The sequence below is a fragment of the Buttiauxella sp. AC038 genome (assembly GCF_979253565.1).
In genome coordinates this window covers 1,278,633-1,300,629 of the sequence record NZ_CEEDCQ010000001.1, presented here as the reverse complement: position 1 = coordinate 1,300,629, position 21,997 = coordinate 1,278,633, and the positions used below count along the sequence as shown (strand labels likewise).

Genomic DNA, 21,997 nt, shown 5'->3' with positions numbered 1-21,997 from the left:
GTACATACAAATAAAATGTAACTGTCGCTTAACAGTTAATGCTTATTAGCGAGTGCGTGGGCAAACTTCGCCTTCAGCGAAGAAATAAGCGATTTCACGCGCAGCAGATTCAGCAGAATCAGAACCGTGAGTGCCGTTTTCGGTAAAGCTGTCAGCGTAATCTGCACGCAGAGTACCAGCCAAAGCGTTTGCCGGATTGGTTGCACCCAGGATGTCACGGTGACGCTGAACGGCATTTTCGCCTTCCAGTACGCTAACCATGATTGGGCCGGAAGTCATAAACGCAACCAGACCATCGAAGAAAGGCTTGCCTTCGTGCTCAGCGTAGAAACCCTGAGCCTGTTCAGAAGTCAGGTGCAGCATTTTTGCGCCAACAATCTTAAACCCTGCGGATTCAAAACGAGCATAAATATTACCAATAACGTTTTTTGCCACCGCGTTTGGTTTGATGATGGAAAAAGTACGTTCAATAGCCATGATTACCTCTGTGTCTGTTCTGTTTGCCCGGCCCCTGAAGGGACAACCGGTTATGATTTGGCGCCGATTATAATGAGCAAGTCTCGCGTTGCCTATGGATACAGGTAACATTTTTTTAAAATAAGATGAATATCGGCAACATTTTAATGCGAACGCCTGAAAATTAGACTAACGCTCTACTGCAATACGAAATGAGCGGCGGCAATCTGCCCAGCTTCATCAAGAACCAAAACCTGGTACGCTCCCGGTTTATCCAGATTTAGTGCGATTGCGCTACTATTTCCACTAACCGGTTCACCGTTTAAAAACCACCAGCGATCGCCCTGTCCTCCCTGAACACTTAAACGAAGCGGTAAGCGTAATTCACCAGGAAGACGCTTCAAAATAGCGCCCTCGCGAACCCCTAACAACAATAAAGGCGTAACTTCATCTTTCTGCTGGGGCGGGCATTGCTCTGACAATTCCGGCAAACGGGCTGCACGTCTTTCACTCATCGGTAACCATGGTTCAAGCGGCAGCGGCCACAAAGAGATAGTCTGCTGCCTTGCTCCCGAGCAATCAGCAGCCACGCGTTTTCCCTGTCCATCTAACCAGACGACCTTTCTTAATCCCTGAATTCCTTCCTGGCCTGGTGCTTCAAGCGTGGGCGGCTCGCTGTTATCGAGTAACCAACCCGTTAATTTGCGCCGGCAATTACTGTCTGCGGCTGGCAAATTCTGTCCACCCGGCCAGCAAATTTTCCCTTCGGAAACAGAAGGCGGACGAGGGTCAACGGGCAGCCGCGCCTGCTGCACACCAGAGTTGGCTTGTAGTAAGTTGTTAACTTGATTAAGTAACGGCACGGCACTTCCTAAGCCAAACTGCCCGGCAACCGGTGTGCTATCCGGGCGTCCTGTCCAGATACCAATCAAATAGCGTGGGTTAATTCCAATGGCCCACGCATCGCGATATCCATAACTGGTGCCTGTTTTCCAGGCCAAAGGCACAACGGCAGGCAATGTGGCATCGGGCTGCGGCTGTGCCTCTCCTGCCAGAATACGGCGAATAATCCAGGCCGCACCAGCCGACATCAATGGGCGCTCGACTAATGGTTGCTCTGGCTGTAAACGTAACTGAGCAGCTCTACCATGACGGGCAAAGGCGCTATATGCAGCGACAATCTGATCAAGACGCGCACCGCCGCCGCCAAGAATCAGCGAGAGATTAGGTTCACTGCCTTGCGGGAACCGCAAATCCAAACCAATGTTTCGCAATTGTGCGGCAAAACGTTTCGGGCCGTAGGCTTCGAGTACCTGAACCGCCGGGAGATTGAGGGAACGCACCAGCGCTTCACTCATACTGACCGGGCCATGAAAACCAGTATCAAAATTCCCTGGCCGGTAATCACCGAAGCGGCGCGGTACGTCCTGTAACAATGACGTGGCGTGAATCAGCCCATCATCCAGCGCCAGGCCATAAACAAAGGGTTTCAGCACCGATCCGGGTGAACGAATTGCGGTGACCATATCGACATGCCCGAAACGACTTTGATCGGTGATATCGGCTGAACCAACCCAGCCACGCACTTCCATGGTGGTATGATCGACAACCAATATCGCCATTGATGAACGTGGCGGGAGCTGAGCTTTCCAGTTCAGTGCCAGCTCTTCCAATTGGCGCTGCAATGGCGCATCCAGCGTTGTCGTTATTTTCTGTTCTTTGCTGCGGTTCACCAGATAGCGTGAAAACAACGGCGCCAATTGCGGCATTTGCCGTGGCGCCAGCCATACCGGTTCTTCGAGAGATTCTTTTACCTGCTGTGGCTCCCAGACGGCTTGCTCGGCCATACGCATAAGAACTTTGTTACGGGCGGCTTGCGCCCGCTCAGGCCAGCGATCCGGGCGCAAACGGCTTGGCGCTTGCGGAAGAACCGCCAGTAAAGCAGCTTCAGCATAACTTAGGTGTTGCGGGGATTTTCCGAGGTAAACCCAACTGGCAGCCCCCACTCCTTGTAACGTCCCGCCAAACGGTGCGCGGTTAAGGTAGAGCGTGAGAATTTGTTCTTTCGATAGATGCCATTCGAGTTGCAAAGCGCGCCAAACCTGGCGGATTTTGCCCCCAAATGTGCGAGGGTGCGGGTCGAGCAAGCGGGCGACTTGCATCGTCAAGGTACTGCCACCGGAAATCACTTTGCCGCTAAGCAAATCCTGCCCGGCTGCACGCAAAATCGATAGAGGATTAATTCCCGGATGATCCCAGAACCAGCGATCTTCATAGTTGATTAAAGCTTCGAGATAACGAGGTGAAACATCGTTTAACGTAACCGGATAGCGCCAGATCCCGTTCTCATCAGCGAAACGCCACAAGGGTGTGCCATCAGCCGCGACGACAACTCGTGCGTTATTCGCCTGAGAAAGCGGCAGCGGCCAAAGCCGGTCTGCCAGCCAAATCCCCAGACATAAAATAATTGGCAGCACCACCAGGAAATAGCGGCGCTGCCAGCGAAATGGCTTTAGCATTTTGCCTTGCCAGTTACGGATGAACAGTCAGCATGCCGGTGCTGGTTCCTGTTGCCCGCCACTGAGGTACATACATCGACTCCACTTGTGAAACCGGCACGTTATAGCTTCCCGGAGTCACAGCGCGAGCAAGGTAAACCAGGGTCGCATGCTGGCCTTCATTGAGCGGTAACGCGACAACAAAGCGATCGTCACGGAACTCCATATGCTGGATATCCGCCTGCTGCATCTGGTTCAACAAGCCCTGAATCTGGCTATCACTGTCACTCAGGTTGGCGCTGCTTTCAGAAAGGTTCTGGTTTTCCAACTCAAGCCCGGCAGGCAGCAAATCAACGACCAGAGCATCAGGCACATTTTTATCTGCCCATACATCCAGCCAGACCATCACCAATTCACCACTTTTCAATTCTGACAACGACTTGCTGTTACCTTTAGCATCAAGGAAACGGCGTTCGATGTGCAACACGTTGCTGTAAGGCGCTGGAGCCTGTTGTGGATAACCAACCGTATCTAATCGAAGATAGAGATTACCCGTCCCGGTATTAGTAATCTGTAGGCCAGCGAGTTGTTCAGCAGACAAATTACGTGTCACTGATTGAGTACCCGATAATGATTCGGTTGCAAAAGATACCTGTGACTGCCAATCCCCTTTCGCCGTTTGCCAGTTGCGACCCGCCAGGAACAACGCATTACTTTCCTGCGTGGAAAGCCAGCGCTGGCTGTATGCAAGATTAGAGAGGTCCATCAGCAATTGATTCTGCTGTTCTGGTAGCAATTTGTTCTCTTCCAGCAGGCTCAGCATCATCGCTTTGTCACGCAACTCACTGCCATAATCTGCCATCCAGATACGTTCGTCGCTACGGCTGGTTTGCAAACCTAACTTGATAGCTTCATCACCTCGTGGTGCATCTCCCATCAACTTCAGTGCCACACCAAGTTGTACCAGCGGTAAGCCTGCACGAGCGCTGCTATGGCGCAACCAAAGTTCACGCAAGGCGCCCAATGGTGCTTTTTGCTGACGAGCTAATACCTGAGCGGCGTACGCTTGAACAGCAAATTTACTGGCAGCAGCATCATCGCTGTAGCGTAAAGCGATAACTCCGGAATCCTGGAGATATCGTAGCAGGCGCTGGTTAGCTTTATTTAGCGAGTCAGTATTAACGCTATAACCCTGCTCACTCGCACGAACAAGGAAATCGGTCACATACGCTGTTAGCCAGTATTCTTCTGGTCCTTCTTTGTCCCATAGGCCGAAACTGCCGTTGTCGCGTTGCATGTCCAGCAGGCGAGCAATCCCCAGGTCGATTGCAGCGCGGCGCTGTTCATCGCTAGTTCCTGTAATGCCCAAAGCTGCTAACTGTGCCTGGTTGGTATAAAGCGACGGGAACAACCCACTAGTAGTCTGTTCCAGGCAGCCATATGGATAGGCTTTCAGTTCGCGAATATAGCGAGCGAGGTTTAGCGGCGGCCGACCACTCAATAGCACCTGGCCTTCAAGTGTTGCAGGTGCCAGGCCGGAAATGTGTTGCGGTGGAATATCCCAAACTTCACCCGCTGCAAGCACCGCACCACTGTTGATGTTTTGCGCCGGGAACGGAGGACGGACACCTAATTTCCACTGTTTTTGCTGTGGGGCAAAAGTTTCACCAGGCAAGCTAAGTCCGGTAATTTGTGCTGCTAACTCCCCATCACCGAAGCCGTTCAATGCGCGAACCGGAATAAACACGGTTTTGCGTGCACCCGGTAGTAACGTCACGGATTGCACTGAAGCAGAGTTCAATGCAATCAAGCCGGTAGTTTTCAGGTTAATACTAAGTTGTTGAGGTTGGTCTGTCAGGTTGGTGAGGTCCATAGCCAAACGGCTACTGTCACCACTGGCCATGAAGCGTGGTGCTGCAAGTTCAGTAACCAACGGAGCCGCAACAACAACTTTTTCGTCACTGTTACCAAAGTGGTCGTCGGTCCAGGCTTGCGCCATAACCCGTAGCTCACCATTAAAATCACCAATAGGGAGCGTGACAGTACCTTCACCATTTGCGTCTAATTGCACTGGCTGAGCTTGCTGAGCGATGATAGTGACATGGTTTACCGGCTTTTTACCGCCACGGCTTAATTCGTCACCTTCATCGCCATCACCACCAAAACGTAAAGCCGCAAGCCGCCCTTCCCCCTCAATGACCTGGCCATAGATATCGTATAAATCCGCTCCATAACGTTTACGGCCAAAGAAGGCTTCCCAAGGATCTGGGGTTTTGTAGTCGGTAATATTCAGCACGCCGCTATCCACAGCTGAAACCAGCACATGAATTTGCTTTGGCATTTCACCGTTAATCGGCTTGGTTTTTACTTTAACCGTGAGGTTTTGATTCGGACGCATTTTAGTTGGTGCTTCTAAAGAAAGCGCCAGTCTGCGGCTTTCGTCTCCCAGTGGCAGATGCAAAATCCCAACAGAACGTTTTGGCGTGGAGGCACGGCTCTTATCTCCAGGTCGAATAACAAGCGTGCTGAGATACAGATCATGCCGCTGCCAGCTTTTATCGACCGGAATAGCGATATCCAGACCTTTCTCCGGAACATCAATTTCTTTCCACCACAGCGGGCCATCGCTGGACTCAACCATTGCATAGCCTTTGCCAGCCGCCGGAGCAGAAATATGCAGATTGATGGTGTCACCAGGCTTATAACTCGGTTTATCAATTTTCAGCGTTACACGGTCAGGGCGCACAGCCCCCTCTCCATCGCTGTTGTCCTGCCAGCTGTAGCCTGCCCAAAAACGAATGCTACTGACGATATTAGTGTCAGGATCGCGAACTTCCAGACGATAGGAACCCCACTCAACCGGGAAAGCCACTTTGCCCGTTTCACCTGCGGCAAGATCCAGTTTTTGTTCAGCCTCTACGAGATCTTTCTGATCGTATTGAGACTGCCAGCCCTGGCCCTCTTCCCAGTTCCAGAAGTAATCCCGACGTTCGCGAATTAAACGCACATCAAGACCAGAGACCGCCAGTTTCTCACCTTTAGCATTGGCATAAACGATATCAAAACCTGCGTTCGTGTCCTCGTCGACTATCGGCTGGATTCGTGTGCTGTCGGTGCGGTAATCGTAAATTTCTTTACTCGCAAATTGAGGACGAATGCCCGGCAGTGCTTCCGCAGGCCAAATAGCTTGCTCCGCACGGCGTGTTACCGGACGGCCACCTGACTCTAGCAAGCTGGCTTGCAGTACCAGCCGTAATGGTGAGTGGACATCTGCCCATTGACTATCTGTGCTTACCGTTGTTTTGCCTTGTTCATCAAGCTGAAGCTGAACCTCATCAAGATTTCGGGTGAGGTTTTCCTCGTTAATGTCGCCAAACTGGAAGCCTGGTAAGGCCGATACAGCTTCACGTAATGGGCGCAGGAACAATTGCCCTTGCAAGCTGTTCCCGGAAGCTGGTGCACCGTACAAATAACGCCCGGCAATCTGGAAATTCACAGACTCATCAGGGCCAACGGATTGCGATTGGTTTGTGATGTTCAGAGCCATACGCTCCGGCATGAAGTCTTCAACTTTAAAAGCCCAAATGCGTGGCTGGTTATCACCCGTATTTACACGCACTTGCCAGTTACCCGTTTGTACGTCCTGACTTAGCGGATAACTGAACTGATATAAGCCATTTTCTGATTGCCAGACCTGCGTTCTGGCGACTTGGCCATCAGGTTTTACAACTTCCAGTTTTACTGGCTGTGCTGGTAATACCTTCCCGTCACTATCACGTAACAATCCATTCAGCAGTACTGTTTCCCCAGGGCGGTAGAGATCCCTTGGGCCAAACATAAACAGCTCCTTACTGAAACCGGGCTCACCAGCAATGTTAAACTCGGCCAGATCCAGCGCCGGGCGGTTTAAGTCTAGCATCGTCGTCTGCTCCCTTGTTCTCGCCAGCAACAACGTGCCTTTTTCTATTTTCTCAAGCACCGCATGACCATCGCCATCACTCTTAGCCTGTGCAAGCGTGTGCCCTTTTTCATCAAGCAACGTGATTTCGACATCTGATTGTGCAGCACCATTTTCAAGACTTTGAGTAAACACATCCAGGCGGTCATGGTAGCGGTGAGCTGACACCCCGATATCACTTAAAGTAAACAACGTCGCCGCGTTGCTGTAACTGTAATGGCCTGCCTGATTCATAATGGCGATATAGACGCCTGGCTGTTGCAGCGGCTTAATCTCGCCTAACGGTAGCAATAATTTTTCGCGGGTATTACGTGCCGGATTAAGATCGAACCTGCCGCTGTAAACTAAGTCAGCAAGTTTTAATAGATTGTCCGATTCCCAATTAGATACTGAGTTTCGGTATTGCCACTGGCTAACAAAGGAACCTAGTGATTCACTTTTTATACGGTAGAAATTGACGTCAATTTTATCGACGTTGAGCGCCATGACCGGTAAACCGGCAATAACTTTGGTCGGAAGTAATGACCCCCGGCTGGCAAAACCAACGCTCGGTTGAATATCACGGGTTGAAATTTGCTTCTCAAAATTACTATCGAATGTCGCTTTATTTAGTGCAAGCAGCCCACTATCAACGGTCAAAATCAGTTCACGTTTCGGCTCGAGATGGCGTAAACGCAATTCTTTGAGGTCGGCTGAAAGCTCCCACGCACCATCAACTTTCCCGCTGGTTTTATCGACTAAATGCGCCACCCGGGAGAAATCCTGGTTGAGATCTAAGGGAATCGAGAACGTGAGTACCAACGTGCTTGCGCCATCAAGCTGTACTTCAGAGGCATCAAGCAATTTAAGCGGCTTGCCTGCTGAATCCTTCGCCAGTTTTTCAAGCTGCGGGGCATCAGGCTTAACTGGGGCAGCAACCTGTTGCTGAGCGGAAGTTTCGCTCTTCGCCACCGGTTTTGGTTTGTCGTTATTGTCACAGCCCGCAAGTGCCAAAGCAGCCATTAGCGTTGCTGCCAGTCCTACCAGACGAATTGATCTCATTTTTATCCCTGGCCGATAGGGCCCATTAAATCACCAAGTTCTACAACTATTATGCGGGTTCATCAGAAAAACGAAAGTATCCAAATTCTGCATTGCGTACTCGCTCGCAAAGGGAAGCTGGCATCGTGCAACGGTTTCATCAGCGTGTCGTTTCAAAGTGCAAGCGCGATCACAACCTGAAAGGTTACATGTTACTTTGTGAGTAATTTGTTTTTAAAACAATAGGATAGATGGATGAAGTGCCTTTTTTCTTGCTACATTTTGGCTGAGTCGCTGCCTCAACGCGGTGTTTAGCCAAAGAAATAATAAGAGACTGCTAAATGAAAAGTGCCGTTAATGCCCTACAAAACTTCGGAAAATCGCTCTACGGCCCAGTACTTATTTTACCCATCGTCGGTTTATTTATCGCGTTTGGTAATGTATTGGGCAATGGAAACCTGGCCGAGTACTTACCGTTCCTCGGTCACTCTTCTATTCAGCATACGGGTGTGCTGATCGCTAAATCTGCCGTTTCGGTACTGGCAAACCTGGCTCTGGTGTTTGGCGTTGGGATCCCAATTGGCCTTGCTGCAAAAGACAAAGGATATGCAGCATTGATTGGCCTGGTCACTTTTATCGTCTTCATTAATGCGATGAATGTAACGTTGCAATTGCAGGGCGAATTAGCACCTGCCGACCAAATGCGGGCCGCTGGGCAAAGCATGGTTTTAGGTGTGCAAGTGCTTGAGATGGGTGTTTTTGCCGGGATACTGACCGGGGCGCTTTCAGGATATCTGTACAACCGCTATTCCAGCGTACAGTTTTCTGGCGCGATGGCCATTTACTCCGGCCACTGTTTTGTCGCCATTATTATGCTGCCGGTTTCAATGTTGCTTGGCGTGGTGATGAGCGAACTCTGGCCATTTGCTCAGCATGGTATCAGCGCACTGGCGCTGGCGATTAAAGGTGCCGGGGCATTTGGCGTTGCCATCTACGGTTTCCTGGAGCGCATTCTGGTGCCAACGGGTCTACATCACCTTGTTTATACCCCATTCCTGTATACCGAATTAGGGGGACTGCCGATGTTTGCGGCAGCGTTTACCAGGGCGCGCGCAATATTTACTTCGCAGAAATGGCATGTCCGAGCGTCCATCAACTTAGCAGCACCGTTGTTTGGGATGCTCGCGGCATAAGCAAAATGTTCGGCCTCCCTGCTGCGGCCCTTGCGATGTATATGACGGCGAAACCTGAGCGCAAAGCAGCAGCCAAAGCCATTCTCATCCCGGCAGCCCTGACATCCATGCTGGTTGGTGTTACGGAGCCACTGGAGTTTTCCTTCCTGTTTGTCGCCCCACTGCTGTTCGGCGTGCATGCGGTACTGACTGGTATTGGCATGATGCTGTTCTATCTGCTGGGCGTTCACGCTATCGGTGCCAACGGAATTATCGATTTCATTCTCTATAACCTCCCGCCTGGCACCGAGAAATCCAACTGGCCGATGTACATCGCGGTCGGGTTGGTGATGTCGGTTATCTATTTCCTGGTGTTCCGTTTCCTGATTCGCCGTTTCGATATGAAAACGCCGGGGCGCGAGAGTGATGACCAGGAGACAAAACTGTATAGCAAACAAGAGTATCAAGCCAAAGGCAGCAACGATGGCTTGGGTGAAGCGATTATCGAAGGCCTCGGTGGCCGGGCCAATATTGAAGTGGTCGACAACTGTTACACCCGCTTGCGAGTCACGGTACGCGATGTGTCAGTTATCGACGAGCCCCGCCTGAAATCAACAGGTGCGAAAGGGGTCATTAAACAAGGTAATAACGTTCAGGTGGTCTACGGGCTGCATGTCAAAAAAATGCGTGAAGCAGTAGAGACATTTCTCTAAAGGAGTCAATGATGTTTAAACCCCCATTTATTTTGTCCATTGCCGGTGGCGGTAGTACTTACACGCCTGGCATTGTTAAAAGCCTGATGGTGCGCCTGGCCGATTTCCCGTTAGCTGAAATTCGCCTTTACGATATTGATGGCGAGCGCCAGTCGGTCATTGCTCCGGTGGTTGAGAAAGTCATTCGTGACCATAGCCAAAGCATAAAATTCACCGTAACTACTGACCCGGAAGTTGCCTTTAGTGGTGCCCATTTTGTCTTCGCACAAATGCGCGTCGGGCAATATAAGATGCGTGAGCAGGATGAAAAAATCCCTCTACGCCATGGTGTGGTTGGGCAAGAAACCTGCGGGCCAGGCGGCCTGGCATATGGCCTGCGCACCATTTTGCCTATGGTCGAGTTATGTGATTTTGTTGAGCGTTACGCCCATCAAAAAGCGTGGATTGTGAACTATTCCAATCCGGCGGCAATTGTTGCTGAAGGGGTTCGTCGTCTGCGCCCGAAAGCTCGCGTGTTAAATATTTGCGATATGCCGGTGGCGGCAATGCGCAATATGGGTGCCATTCTTGGGGTTGATCGCCACAAGCTGGAAGTCGATTACTTCGGCCTGAACCATTTCGGCTGGTTTACCCGCGTGCTGGTTGATGGAGAAGATCGCCTGCCGGAGCTGCGCCGCCATATCGCTAAGTTTGGCCTACTGACAGAAGATGCCGCACAAACCGATCCGCAACATTCCGACCCGTCATGGGTGAAAACCTGGCGTCACATTAAGCCGATTATGGACCATTTCCCGGAATATCTGCCGAACCCGTATTTGCAGTATTACCTAATGCCAAACGACATCGTTGAGCACCAAAACCCTGATTACACTCGTGCCAACGAAGTGATGGATGGGCGCGAGAAGAAGCTGTTTGCAGCGGCGGATGAATACAAAAAAACCGGGATTTTGCCGGACGCATTCCATGTTGGCGTACACGGTGCCTTTATTGTTGATGTCGCTTGTTCACTGGCCTTTGATTTGCGCCAGCGTCACCTGGTGATTGTGGAAAACAAAGGGGCGATTGCCAACCTGCCGTATGACGCAATGGTTGAAGTCCCGGCTTATATCACTTCCGAAGGGCCAGAACCGGTACGCATGGGTGCGGTTCCACTGTTCCATCAGACATTATTGATGCAGCAGCTAGCTTCAGAACAATTGCTGGTCGAAGCCACTATCGAAGGCAGTTATGAAAAGGCATTGCAGGCGTTTACGCTCAACCGCACCGTGCCTACTATGCAACATGCAAAAGCGATTCTCGACGATATGATTGAAGCTAATCGCGATTACTGGCCGCAACTGCAACAGGCCTGGAAAGATGGCGAGGCTGTGAAATAGTTTTGCAATAAATACGAGGCACCTCGCGCACCTGGACATGGTTGCTTGTCGGTTTGGTGAAAAACACCGACAATCCGAGAGTAAATAACGATTCGGAGGCAACCATGTCCACCACTTTCTTCGTTGCGGGCGACTGGCTCGCAGAACATATTAATGATGAGAACATCCAGATTATTGATGCTCGCATGGCACCAGCTGGTCAGGAACATTTACGTGATATGCAGGCTGAGTACCGTGCCGGCCATCTGCCTGGCGCAGTATTTTTCGATATCGAAGCCCTTTCCGACCACACCAGCCCTTTACCACATATGATGCCGCGTGCTGAAGCCTTTGCTGTCGCCATGCGAGAGCTGGGTATCAGTAGTGATAAACATCTGGTTGTTTACGATGAAGGCAACCTGTTCTCCGCACCGCGAGCATGGTGGATGCTGCGTACTTTCGGCGTTGAAAGTGTGTCGATTCTGGCTGGTGGCCTGGCCGACTGGCAGCGTGAAGAACTGCCTCTACAGCAAGGTGATGTTGAATTGCCGGAAGGCGATTTCGACGTGAATTTCGATCCAATGGTGATTAAGCGCCTGACCGATGTTCTGCTGGTTAGCCATGAAGGCACTGCGCAGATTGTTGATGCTCGCCCTGCTCCACGTTTTAACGCACAAACGGATGAACCTCGTCCTGGTTTAAGGCGTGGGCATATTCCAGGTGCGCTGAACGTACCCTGGGGCGATCTGGTAGAAAATGGTCAGTTGAAAACTACCGATGAACTGAGTGAAATCTTTACCCGCCAGGGTGTGAGCTTTGATAAACCGATTATCGCCAGTTGCGGTTCAGGCGTAACAGCAGCAGTGGTGGTATTGGCGTTAACCACGCTTGGCGTTAACGGTGTTTCATTGTACGACGGCTCCTGGAGTGAATGGGGAGCACGACCGGATTTACCCGTCGAACCTGCTCAAGCACAGTAATGGACAACCGACTGGCAGGTCTTCTTGAGCGCGGGGAATCTTTAACCCGCGCTGAATACCGCGTTCTCTCGCACGTGACAAACCACCCATTGCTGGTAGGTAATATCACGGTGCGGGAACTTGCTCAGGTGACTTTTGTTTCCAGCGCCACCATTATGCGGCTGTGCCAGAAGCTCGGATTTAGCGGTTACAGCGAATTTATCTGGCATTGTAAGCAGCTACTTTCCAGCACTCCGCATATTGCTAACCAACCTGCTCAGTCCACCAGCGAACTGCCGGTTTTATTTGATCAGTTTGTCGATAATTACCGCCAGACTTTCCGTTGGGTCACGCCTGAACTGATGGCGGAGTTTGCGACATTACTGCGGGAAAAAGAGAGTTTCTTTTTGTACGGAGCCGGGTTTTCTTATTTATTCGCGGAATACCTGACCAAGAAACTTCAGGTGTTGGGGAAAACGGCGTTTATTTCCGGGCCGGGCGACAGTCGGGGCATCTTTTTAAGTAACGCCTCAAAGTATCAGGTGTTTGTCGCCATTTCTCGCAGCGGTGAAACAGAGCAAGTATTGGATAAGGCGCGGGTCGCGCAAAATGTGGGGATGTCGATTGTGACGTTCACGCGAGCATCGCCAAACAGTTTATCCGAACTGGCTGATGTGCATTTTCCGCTGTATGACGAGGCAATCCACTATGCGGCAGAAGCCGCCGGGATCACCTCGTTTGAGTCGAATCTGGTGATGCTGATTGATTTATTGCTGTTGCAGGCAACAGCATAAAAAATCAGATAATCCGGTTGGTTTTAAAATCACGCAGGAAACTGCCCCAACGGCGTTCATAGAAAGGTGTAATGTGCGCCATCATAAAGTGGCTGATGCCCTTCTCACCTTCCGCCACCAGGCAAATATCGACTGGCTCGTCGCCCGGTAAAGTGTCCGTTGCAACACTTCCCGCCTGGCGAATAATCGCGTCGATATCACCTTCAGCTTCAATACCAATCAGCAGGTTCGGTTGTTCATCTGCATGTTCTTTAATCGAGCAGATAAACGCACGCTTCACGGTTTTCAGGTTTTTAAACAGCGTGGTCAGGGAGTCGACCATTTGTGCCGGTGGCTCAGCCACTTCGGAAAGCAGCAAAGATGTCCCGCCATCCAGCACTTCCTGCTGAGTTAAAGGGTCACTTTCATCGCTTATCAAATGAGTGATTTCACGCGGGGTAAATTCTTTGCCAGCGGGCAGTTTTGCATTCAGAAACAGTGTCGCGCCCTGCGTCATTTCAAACAGAGTGCGCACTGGCATCACGACAAATGCCTGTTCGTGGCTTATCGCCTGTTGCAACGCTTCAACGGAGGTGAAGAACGGAATGACGGATGTGCCGTCATCTTTTTCCCAGTGCTGCAATTCGACTGCACTATCGGCGTCAATAGCTTCGCCTTCAGCGGCGGTACCCGGTACCCAAACGGTGGATTCCAGTAACACGCGGAAGAATGCCGGGCGGTGAGCGGGTTCCGTGGCGGCCTGCTCAAGCAGCGTTTCGAGTTCGTTTTTTGCTTCTGACATGGTAATTCCAGGGGAAAACAGAATGAGAATTTGTTGGGTAGATAAATGAAGTGCCATCCACCGCTCGCTTACCAGCAATATGGTGGATGTCGCTTCGCTAATCCACCCTACAACTGCTTTCATTACCTTCGTATGTCGGATTAGCGTTAGCGACATCCGACATTAACTTGAGGTAACGTTACTTTCCAGTCAACAAATTCGCAATCGCGCGTACACCAATGCCTGTTGCGCCAGCGGACCACTGCTCAACCGCACCTTTACGGTAAGTAGCAGAGCAGTCAATGTGCAGCCAACCTTCATGATAGTTTTCCACGAAGTGGGACAAGAAGCCTGCCGCCGTGCTGGCACCTGCTGGGAAGGACGCGTTTGAAGTATTGTTCAACTCTGCGAAGTTAGACGGCAACTGATTGCGGTGGAACTCAGCCAGCGGTAAACGCCAGAACGGTTCGTTTTCTGCCGCAGCACTCGCCATCAAACGGTTGACCAGCCCGTCGTCGAAGCTGAACAGCGCGTGGTAATCATTACCCAACGCGGTTTTCGCCGCACCCGTTAAGGTTGCACAGTCGATGATCAATTCTGGTTTTTGCGCACTAGCGTCGATCAGACCATCTGCCAGCACCAGGCGACCTTCTGCGTCGGTATTCATGATTTCAACGGTTTTGCCGTTGCGATATTTAATAATGTCGCCCAGTTTGAAGGCGTTGCCGCTCACCAGGTTGTCTGCGCAGCACAGATACAGTTTCACACGCTTATCAAGACCGCGAGTAATTGCAAATGCCAGTGCACCGGTAATGGTGGCAGCGCCGCCCATATCGGACTTCATGGAATCCATGAATGCACTTTGCTTCATGCTGTAGCCGCCGGAATCGAAAGTGATACCTTTACCGACCAGGCAGGCATAAACCGGTGCATCCGGGTTGCCAGTTGGGTTGTAATCCAGCGCCAGTAACACAGGTGGGCGCTCGGAACCGCGGCCAACAGTATGGATACCCATATAGTTCTGCTCGCGCAGATCTTCGCCTTTGGTGATGCGGTAAGAAACATTATCGCAAGCCACGTCACACAGCAGGTCAACGGCACGGGAAGCCAGTTGCTCTGGGCCGAGCTCTTCAGCAGGCGTATTAATGGTGTGGCGCACCCAGTCGATGATTTTCAGGCGGTTATTCAGCTCTTTTTGCTCGGCTTCGCCAAGCACAGCCCAGTCAACTTTGCGCGTGCCTTTCGGTGCACGGTAACCCAGCCAGAAAGCCCAGCTCTTTTCAACATCCCAGCCTTCACCTGCCAGCTGTACGTGTTTCAGGCCCTGGCCGTCAATTTTACGTGCCGCACGTTGGATTAGCCCCAGGTCATCTTTGCCTGTCAGGTGCAGGGTAATTCCTTCGTCATTAATACTGTAAGCGGCTTTTTCGCCCCAACGCGCATCGGCAGGCGACGTGGATAGCGTGATTTTCATGGCTTCTGACATTTTCTTTTCCTTATACTTTTCAGCTCATGCTTCATATAAAAACGGGCCGCCTGAGGCAGCCCGCTTGGTTCAATTAATCAGTCTCATCTAACCAGACTAACAGAATCGCTTCCAGAATTTTTTCATTGGATGCGCCTGGATCATCATCAAAATCTTCCAAATCGCAGATCCACTGGTGCAGATCGGTAAAACGTACCGTTTTTGGATCAAGATCCGGACGGCTGTCATACAGAGCTTCACCAATTTCGCGGCTATCGGTCCATTTCAGTCCCATAAGCTACTCCTGTTAGTGCTCACGTGCATGGTTGATGGTGTAACGTGGCATTTCAACCACCAGATCCTCATCCGTTACACGCGCCTGGCAGCTTAAGCGGCTTTCAGGTTCAAGACCCCATGCTTTGTCCAGCATGTCGTCTTCGTCTTCCGTGCTTTCAGCAAGGGAGTCGAAACCTTCACGCACGACACAGTGGCAAGTGGTGCAGGCACAGGATTTTTCACAGGCGTGTTCAATCTCGATGCCGTTGCGCAGTGCAACGTCAAGAATGGTTTCACCGACATTCGCTTCCAAAACTGCACCATCTGGACACAAATCCTGATGAGGCAGAAAAACAATCTTTGGCATGTTAAACCTCGTCCACGGAGTGGCCTTTCAGCGCCTTACGGATTGATTCATCCATACGACGTGCGGCGAAATCCTGTGTTTGTTTGTCTACGTTTTTAATGGCTTGTTCAATCGCATCAATGTCATCACCGGCAGCAGCGGCATGGAGTGCCACCATTGCAGCGTCGATATCTGCGCGTTCTGCACCGCTCAACAGCGCAGCATCTGTAGCTAATGCACCCTGCAAACTTTCCAGCACGCGGGCGGCATCGACTTTTTGTTCTGCGAGCATGCGCGCTTTCACGTCATGTTCGGCATAGCTCATGGAATCCTGAATCATGCTGGCGATTTCGCCATCGCTCAGGCCATAAGAAGGTTTCACCTGGATTGATGCTTCAACGCCGGTGGATTTCTCCATCGCGGTGACGCTCAGTAAACCGTCAGCATCAACCTGGAAGGTAACGCGAATATGCGCCCCACCCGCTGGCATCGCCGGAATACCACGCAGCGCAAAACGCGCCAGTGAACGGCAATCTTGTACCAGTTCGCGCTCGCCCTGCATCACGTGAATCGACATTGCCGTCTGGCCGTCTTTGAAGGTCGTAAAGTCCTGCGCACGTGCAACCGGAATAGTGGTGTTACGTGGAATCACTTTCTCAACCAGGCCGCCCATAGTTTCGAGGCCAAGCGACAGTGGGATCACATCCAGCAACAGCATTTCGCTGTCTGGCTTGTTACCCACCAGAATATCCGCCTGAATTGCCGCACCAATAGCGACAACTTTGTCCGGGTCGATGGAAGTCAGCGGCGTGCGGCCAAAGAATTCGCCAACACGTTCACGCACTAATGGTACGCGAGTTGAACCGCCAACCATGACCACTTCCAGCACTTCATCTGCTTCCACGCCTGCGTCTTTGAGCGCACGGCGGCAAGCCAGTAAAGTACGTTTAACCAGCGCTGCAATCAGCTCGTTAAACTGCTCGCGCGTCACGCTGCCTGTCCAGCCTGCGACTTCAACCGTCGCGGTTTCGGCATCGCTCAGGGCGATCTTCGCAGCAATGGCGGCGTCGAGTAACTGGCGCTGCACTCGGTTGTCGCTGCGATCAGCCACCCCGGCTTGCTCACGCAACCAGTCGGCCAGCAGATGGTCGAAATCATCGCCGCCCAGCGCGGAATCGCCGCCGGTTGCCAGCACTTCAAACACACCACGGCTTAAACGCAGAATAGAGATATCAAAAGTACCGCCGCCCAAATCATAGACCGCGATAACGCCTTCTTTGCCAGAATCCAGGCCGTAGGCGATAGCCGCTGCGGTCGGTTCGTTAAGCAGGCGCAACACATGCAGGCCAGCCAGACGCGCAGCGTCTTTGGTGCCCTGGCGTTGTGCATCGTCGAAATAAGCAGGAACGGTAATCACCACGCCATCAAGTTCACCTTCTAACGCTTCGGTTGCGCGAGCGGAAAGTGCTTTAAGGATGTCGGATGAAATACGAATAGGGTTCAGCAGCCCGGCCGGGGTATCTAACATCGGCAGGCCGTTTTCACTCGCTTTGAATGAATAAGGCAGATGCGGGTAACGCGCCTGGATATCGGCAAGCGAACGGCCCATCAGACGTTTTACGGAGCTGATGGTGTTTGCCGGATCTGTTGCGGCTTGCGCACGCGCGTCCCAGCCCACATTCAGGCCTTGTTGCTGGTAGTGCACCACCGAAGGTAACAGGTGACGCCCTTCATGGTCAGGCAGCGTTTCAGCTTGCCCGCTACGAACAGTTGCAACCAGTGAATTGGTGGTGCCTAAGTCGATACCCGCCGCAAGCTTACGCTGATGGGGTGCCGCACTCAGGCCCGGCTCACTAATTTGTAATAACGCCATATTGAGCTTCCAGTTAAAAATCGAGCAGCTTTTCTTCGAGTTGTTCTATTTGGCTGCGCAGTTTATCGAGAAAACGCAGTTTACGCACAGTATCCGCCGCTTGCGTCCAGTCCTGATTATCCAACTGCTCTACCATCAAAGCCATGCGGGTTTTCACCATCGCATTAACATTGGCGCTGAAGGATTCCAGGCGGTCGCTATCTTTGGCGTGCTCGATATTATCAAGCTCTTCGCGCAATTCGAGTTGTTCCATCAAAAACGCGGTGTCACGCACGGTATGCTGTTCGTTCGCCAGATCAAAACCGTTGAGGGAGAGGATGTACTCTGCGCGCGGCAATGGATGACGCAGTGTTTGCCATGCCTGATTGATGGTCGCCGACTGTTGCACCGCCAGCAGAATTTCTGCCTGGGGGCGACTGGCGTATTTATCAGGATGGAACTGGCGTTGCAGCTCCTGGTAACGGGTAGCCAACAGCTCAGTGTTAAGGGCAAATTCTGGCGGTAACCCAAAGAGGGTGAAGTAATCCATAACAGACTCGGGGTTTCATAGTAGAGCGTGATACCCCGTACAACTTGCGCTACACGGGGTATTTGCGAGTATCAGACGTGGAAGCTTTCACCGCAGCCACACTCATCTTTCACGTTAGGGTTAGTAAATTTAAACCCTTCGTTAAGACCTTCTTTGACGAAGTCGAGCTCGGTACCGTCTAAAAATTGCAGGCTTTTACCATCGACGACCACTTTCACGCCTTTGTCTTCGAACACGGTGTCTTCTGCCATCGGTGCGTCAACAAATTCAAGAACATAAGCCATACCAGAACAGCCAGAAGTACGAACGCCTAAACGCAGACCAAAACCTTTACCGCGGTTAGCTAAAAAGGCATTCACACGATCGGCAGCGCTGTGGCTAAGGGTAATCGACATACAACAACCTCAATCAATTTTTCTTCATTCTTCGAGCCGCAGGGTGTTGGCTACTCTCACTCCCCCAGTCACTTACTTTAGTAAGCTCCTGGAGATTCATAAGCTTGCCGCCTGGCTGCAACTCAAATTATTTTGAAAAAGACTCAACAATAATTATTTAGCTTCACGCTTGCTTTTGTAATCCGCGATAGCCGCTTTGATAGCGTCTTCTGCAAGGATTGAGCAGTGAATCTTCACCGGTGGCAGTTCGAGTTCTTCTGCGATATCGGTGTTTTTGATTGCCTGCGCTTCATCCAGAGATTTACCTTTGACCCATTCGGTCACCAGCGAGCTGGAAGCGATGGCAGAGCCACAGCCATAGGTCTTAAAGCGTGCGTCTTCAATAATACCTTCATTGTTAACTTTGATCTGCAACTTCATCACGTCTCCGCAGGCTGGTGCACCCACCATGCCGGAACCGACGTTGTCATCGCTATTATCAAAAGAACCAACGTTGCGTGGGTTTTCGTAGTGATCGATTACTTTTTCGCTGTAAGCCATTTTTAATTTTCCTGAATCCGATATCGACGTTCGAAGCGAACGATTAGTGATGAGCCCATTCGATGGAGTTAATATCCACGCCCTGCTTAAACATGTCCCACAGTGGAGAAAGTTCGCGCAGACGGCCAATGGACTTACGTACCAGTTCGATGGTGTAGTCGATCTCTTCTTCAGTAGTAAAACGACCCAAAGAGAAACGGATAGAGCTGTGAGCCAGTTCGTCGGTCATGCCCAGTGCGCGCAGCACGTAGGATGGCTCGAGGCTTGCTGATGTACAGGCAGAACCAGAAGAAACCGCGAGGTCTTTGAGCGCCATAATCAGTGACTCACCTTCAACGTAGTTAAAGCTCACGTTGAGGATAGTTGGCACGCCATTTTCCAGGTCGCCATTCAGATAGACTTCTTCCATATCTTTCACGCCGTTCCACAAACGGTTACGCAGCGTGCGCAGACGGGACATCTCTGTCTCCATCTCTTCTTTCGCGATACGGTAAGCTTCGCCCATGCCAGCAATCTGGTGAACAGGCAGAGTACCAGAACGCATACCGCGCTCGTGACCGCCACCGTGTACCTGAGCTTCGATACGAATACGTGGTTTACGGCGAACATACAGCGCGCCGATCCCTTTAGGGCCATAAATTTTGTGACCAGAGAACGACATCAGGTCAACTTTCAGGGTGCTCAAGTCGATAGGCAGTTTGCCCACGCTCTGAGTCGCATCAACGTGATAGATAATGCCACGTGCACGGCACATTTCGCCGATTGCCGCGATATCTTGCACCACGCCGATTTCGTTGTTCACGTGCATGATAGAAACCAGAATGGTGTCGTCACGCATCGCAGCTTCCAGCACGCTCAGGTCAACGATACCGTTGCTCTGTGGTGCCAGATAAGTCACTTCAAAACCTTCACGCTCAAGCTGGCGACAGGTGTCCAGCACAGCTTTGTGTTCGGTTTTAACGGTGATGATGTGCTTGCCTTTCTTCTGATAGAAGTTAGCGGCACCTTTGATAGCGAGGTTATCAGATTCAGTTGCACCGGAGGTAAAGACGATTTCACGCGGGTCTGCACCAACCAGTTCAGCGATTTGGTTACGGGCGATATCAACAGCTTCTTCCGCCTGCCAACCGAAACGGTGAGAACGAGAAGCCGGGTTACCGAAGGTTCCGTCCATAGTCAAAAACTGCATCATTTTCTGCGCAACACGCGGGTCAACCGGCGTAGTCGCAGAGTAATCGAGATAAATCGGTAATTTCATTGCTCTTAAACTCCGTACATCACTCAATGCAATGAATCAGGCAACTGGCTGAATGAACGACCTTTTTGACGGGGTGTGACACCCCGGCCTGATTCTGAAATCTATTTTATTTTTGCCCTAAATAGATCGTTTTGCAGCAAGGCGGCAAACTTGAGAGTCCCCAGGAGCTTACATCAAGTAAGTGACTGGGGTGAACAAGTGCGGCCAACACAGTTGCAACCCGAAATATGACGGGTAAATTAGGCGCGCAGTTTGACGTCGATCGCGTCTTGAGAGCGCGTACTGCGAAGGTTTTCATTTTGCTGACGGCCAGAGACATCCAGCACTTCCTGGTTATTCACCAGTTCACCCAAGGTGATGTTATTCAGAAAACCAGTTAGGCGGTCACTCAGATCGCGCCACAGTGCGTGAGTCAGGCATTTATCGCCGCCCTGACAACCGCCTTTGCCCGCGCAACGCGTGGCATCAACAGATTCATCTACAGCACTGATAACTTCGCCAACTGCGATGCTATTTGCTTCTTTACCCAGCAGATAACCACCGCCTGGACCACGTACGCTGGCAACCAGACCATTTTTACGCAGACGGGAGAATAACTGCTCCAGGTAGGAGAGAGAGATTCCCTGACGTTCAGAAATATCAGCCAACGGTACCGGGCCTGATTCGGAGTTCAACGCAACGTCAAGCATTGCGGTCACGGCATAACGTCCTTTCGATGTCAGTCTCATGTCTTACTTAACCTCAAATCGCCCCTCGAACCGGGGGTTTTTTATAAATGTGATTGTCACATAGCAGGTCGCAAGTCTGACATTCCCGAGTAAATTGGTCAACTATTTAACCTAGTAATTTACTCAAGTATTATTTGCCGGATTTTTTCTCGTTATCAATAGAAGAAAGCATGCCGCGCAGAATGTTAAGTTCTTGAGTTTCCGGGCGTGCGCGGTTATACAAGCGGCGTAATTTGCTCATAATCTGGCCCGGATGGCTGGTGCGAATAAAGCCGGTTTTCAGCAATACTTGCTCCAGGTGAACGTAAAAACGCTCGAGATCGTCAGCCGATGGATACTGAGTCTGGTCTTCAACAACGACCGCTTCTTTACCTTCTTCTTGCGTAGCAAGCCAGGCGATGCGTACTTCATAAGCGAGGATTTGCACGGCCATAGCCAGGTTCAGCGAGCTGTATTCTGGATTTGCCTGAATCGCGACGTGGTAATGGCATTTCTGCAATTCGTCATTGGTCAAACCAACACGTTCACGGCCAAACACAATCGCCACTGGCGCATCTTGCGCTTCAGAAATGGTCTTTAGACCACATTCGCGCGGATCGAGCATCGGCCAAGGCAGCGTGCGTGAACGAGCGCTCGTTCCTACCACCAGACTACAACCCGCCAGTGCTTCATCCAGCGTATCGACAATTTTCGCTTCACCAATAACATCACTGGCACCCGCAGCGAGCGCGATTGCCTGAGAGTCAGGTTTCACCAGTGGATTAACCAACCACAGATTTGTCAGCCCCATGGTTTTCATTGCACGAGCTACAGAGCCCATGTTGCCGGTGTGGGAGGTTTCAACCAGCACTATACGTACGTTTTGCAGCATCGTTGACTCATAGCCTGAAAAGATTATCGCG

Annotated in this window: 17 protein-coding genes and 1 pseudogene; 4 read left to right on the top strand and 14 right to left on the bottom strand. The window is 51.2% G+C overall.

The annotated features are described in order from the left end of the window. Positions 1–45 precede the first annotated feature (45 nt). From ndk to AC0IXI_RS06195, 3 genes are all read right to left on the bottom strand, one after another. Positions 46–477 carry a nucleoside-diphosphate kinase gene (ndk, locus tag AC0IXI_RS06205; RefSeq protein ID WP_064513049.1) on the bottom strand — a complete coding sequence of 144 codons (432 nt, stop codon included), beginning with the start codon at positions 475–477 and terminating at the stop codon, positions 46–48. Positions 478–653: 176 nt separating this feature from the next. Beyond that, the gene (gene pbpC, locus AC0IXI_RS06200; protein ID WP_471682099.1) at positions 654–2,975 is read right to left on the bottom strand and encodes a peptidoglycan glycosyltransferase PbpC; all 2,322 of its coding nucleotides are present in this window, start codon (positions 2,973–2,975) and stop codon (positions 654–656) included. A 13-nt stretch (positions 2,976–2,988) separates the two neighbouring features. Further along, complete coding sequence (locus AC0IXI_RS06195; protein ID WP_471682098.1) at positions 2,989–7,953, bottom strand: alpha-2-macroglobulin family protein; 4,965 nt, start codon at positions 7,951–7,953, stop codon at positions 2,989–2,991. A 320-nt stretch (positions 7,954–8,273) separates the two neighbouring features. Here AC0IXI_RS06195 and AC0IXI_RS06190 point away from each other — a divergent pair. From AC0IXI_RS06190 to AC0IXI_RS06175, 4 genes and pseudogenes are all read left to right on the top strand, one after another. Beyond that, positions 8,274–9,817: pseudogene (locus AC0IXI_RS06190) on the top strand (PTS transporter subunit EIIC). A gap of 11 nt (positions 9,818–9,828) precedes the next feature. Beyond that, complete coding sequence (locus tag AC0IXI_RS06185; RefSeq protein ID WP_413498760.1) at positions 9,829–11,193, top strand: 6-phospho-alpha-glucosidase; 1,365 nt, start codon at positions 9,829–9,831, stop codon at positions 11,191–11,193. 104 nt (positions 11,194–11,297) lie between these two features. Beyond that, positions 11,298–12,152 carry a 3-mercaptopyruvate sulfurtransferase gene (gene sseA, locus AC0IXI_RS06180; protein ID WP_471682097.1) on the top strand — a complete coding sequence of 285 codons (855 nt, stop codon included), beginning with the start codon at positions 11,298–11,300 and terminating at the stop codon, positions 12,150–12,152. Continuing rightward, on the top strand, positions 12,152–12,925 hold the full coding sequence (locus AC0IXI_RS06175) for a MurR/RpiR family transcriptional regulator (protein WP_471682096.1): 774 nt from the start codon (positions 12,152–12,154) through the stop codon (positions 12,923–12,925). Before sseA ends, AC0IXI_RS06175 begins: the two co-directional genes overlap by 1 nt. Positions 12,926–12,929: 4 nt before the next feature. On the opposite strand, the gene sseB is transcribed toward AC0IXI_RS06175, so the two are convergent. The 11 genes from sseB to trmJ form a co-directional block, all read right to left on the bottom strand. Further along, positions 12,930–13,706, bottom strand: a complete 777-nt coding sequence (sseB, locus tag AC0IXI_RS06170) for an enhanced serine sensitivity protein SseB (RefSeq protein ID WP_471682095.1) — start codon at positions 13,704–13,706, stop codon at positions 12,930–12,932. Positions 13,707–13,884: 178 nt separating this feature from the next. Further along, positions 13,885–15,171, bottom strand: coding sequence for an aminopeptidase PepB (gene pepB, locus AC0IXI_RS06165; RefSeq protein ID WP_471682094.1), 1,287 nt, complete (start codon positions 15,169–15,171; stop codon positions 13,885–13,887). Between the two features lie 73 nt (positions 15,172–15,244). Continuing rightward, positions 15,245–15,445, bottom strand: coding sequence for a Fe-S cluster assembly protein IscX (iscX, locus tag AC0IXI_RS06160; RefSeq protein WP_064513065.1), 201 nt, complete (start codon positions 15,443–15,445; stop codon positions 15,245–15,247). A 12-nt stretch (positions 15,446–15,457) separates the two neighbouring features. Next, on the bottom strand, positions 15,458–15,793 hold the full coding sequence (gene fdx, locus AC0IXI_RS06155; protein WP_034459208.1) for an ISC system 2Fe-2S type ferredoxin: 336 nt from the start codon (positions 15,791–15,793) through the stop codon (positions 15,458–15,460). 1 nt (position 15,794) lies between these two features. Further along, positions 15,795–17,645 carry a Fe-S protein assembly chaperone HscA gene (gene hscA / locus AC0IXI_RS06150; RefSeq protein WP_471682093.1) on the bottom strand — a complete coding sequence of 617 codons (1,851 nt, stop codon included), beginning with the start codon at positions 17,643–17,645 and terminating at the stop codon, positions 15,795–15,797. A 13-nt stretch (positions 17,646–17,658) separates the two neighbouring features. Next, positions 17,659–18,174: a co-chaperone HscB gene (gene hscB, locus AC0IXI_RS06145; RefSeq protein ID WP_064560314.1), complete on the bottom strand. Its 516-nt coding sequence runs from the start codon at positions 18,172–18,174 to the stop codon at positions 17,659–17,661. Positions 18,175–18,245: 71 nt separating this feature from the next. Further along, positions 18,246–18,569, bottom strand: a complete 324-nt coding sequence (iscA, locus tag AC0IXI_RS06140) for an iron-sulfur cluster assembly protein IscA (protein WP_064513071.1) — start codon at positions 18,567–18,569, stop codon at positions 18,246–18,248. A gap of 153 nt (positions 18,570–18,722) precedes the next feature. Continuing rightward, entirely contained in the window at positions 18,723–19,109 is a 387-nt protein-coding gene (gene iscU, locus AC0IXI_RS06135; RefSeq protein WP_064513073.1) for a Fe-S cluster assembly scaffold IscU, read from the bottom strand. Between the two features lie 43 nt (positions 19,110–19,152). Next, the gene (locus AC0IXI_RS06130) at positions 19,153–20,367 is read right to left on the bottom strand and encodes an IscS subfamily cysteine desulfurase (RefSeq protein ID WP_064513076.1); all 1,215 of its coding nucleotides are present in this window, start codon (positions 20,365–20,367) and stop codon (positions 19,153–19,155) included. Positions 20,368–20,606: 239 nt separating this feature from the next. Next, on the bottom strand, positions 20,607–21,095 hold the full coding sequence (gene iscR / locus AC0IXI_RS06125; protein ID WP_064513078.1) for a Fe-S cluster assembly transcriptional regulator IscR: 489 nt from the start codon (positions 21,093–21,095) through the stop codon (positions 20,607–20,609). A gap of 130 nt (positions 21,096–21,225) precedes the next feature. After that, a complete protein-coding gene (gene trmJ, locus AC0IXI_RS06120) occupies positions 21,226–21,966 on the bottom strand; it encodes a tRNA (cytosine(32)/uridine(32)-2'-O)-methyltransferase TrmJ (protein ID WP_064513080.1) in 741 nt (246 codons plus the stop codon). Between the last annotated feature and the right edge of the window lie 31 nt (positions 21,967–21,997).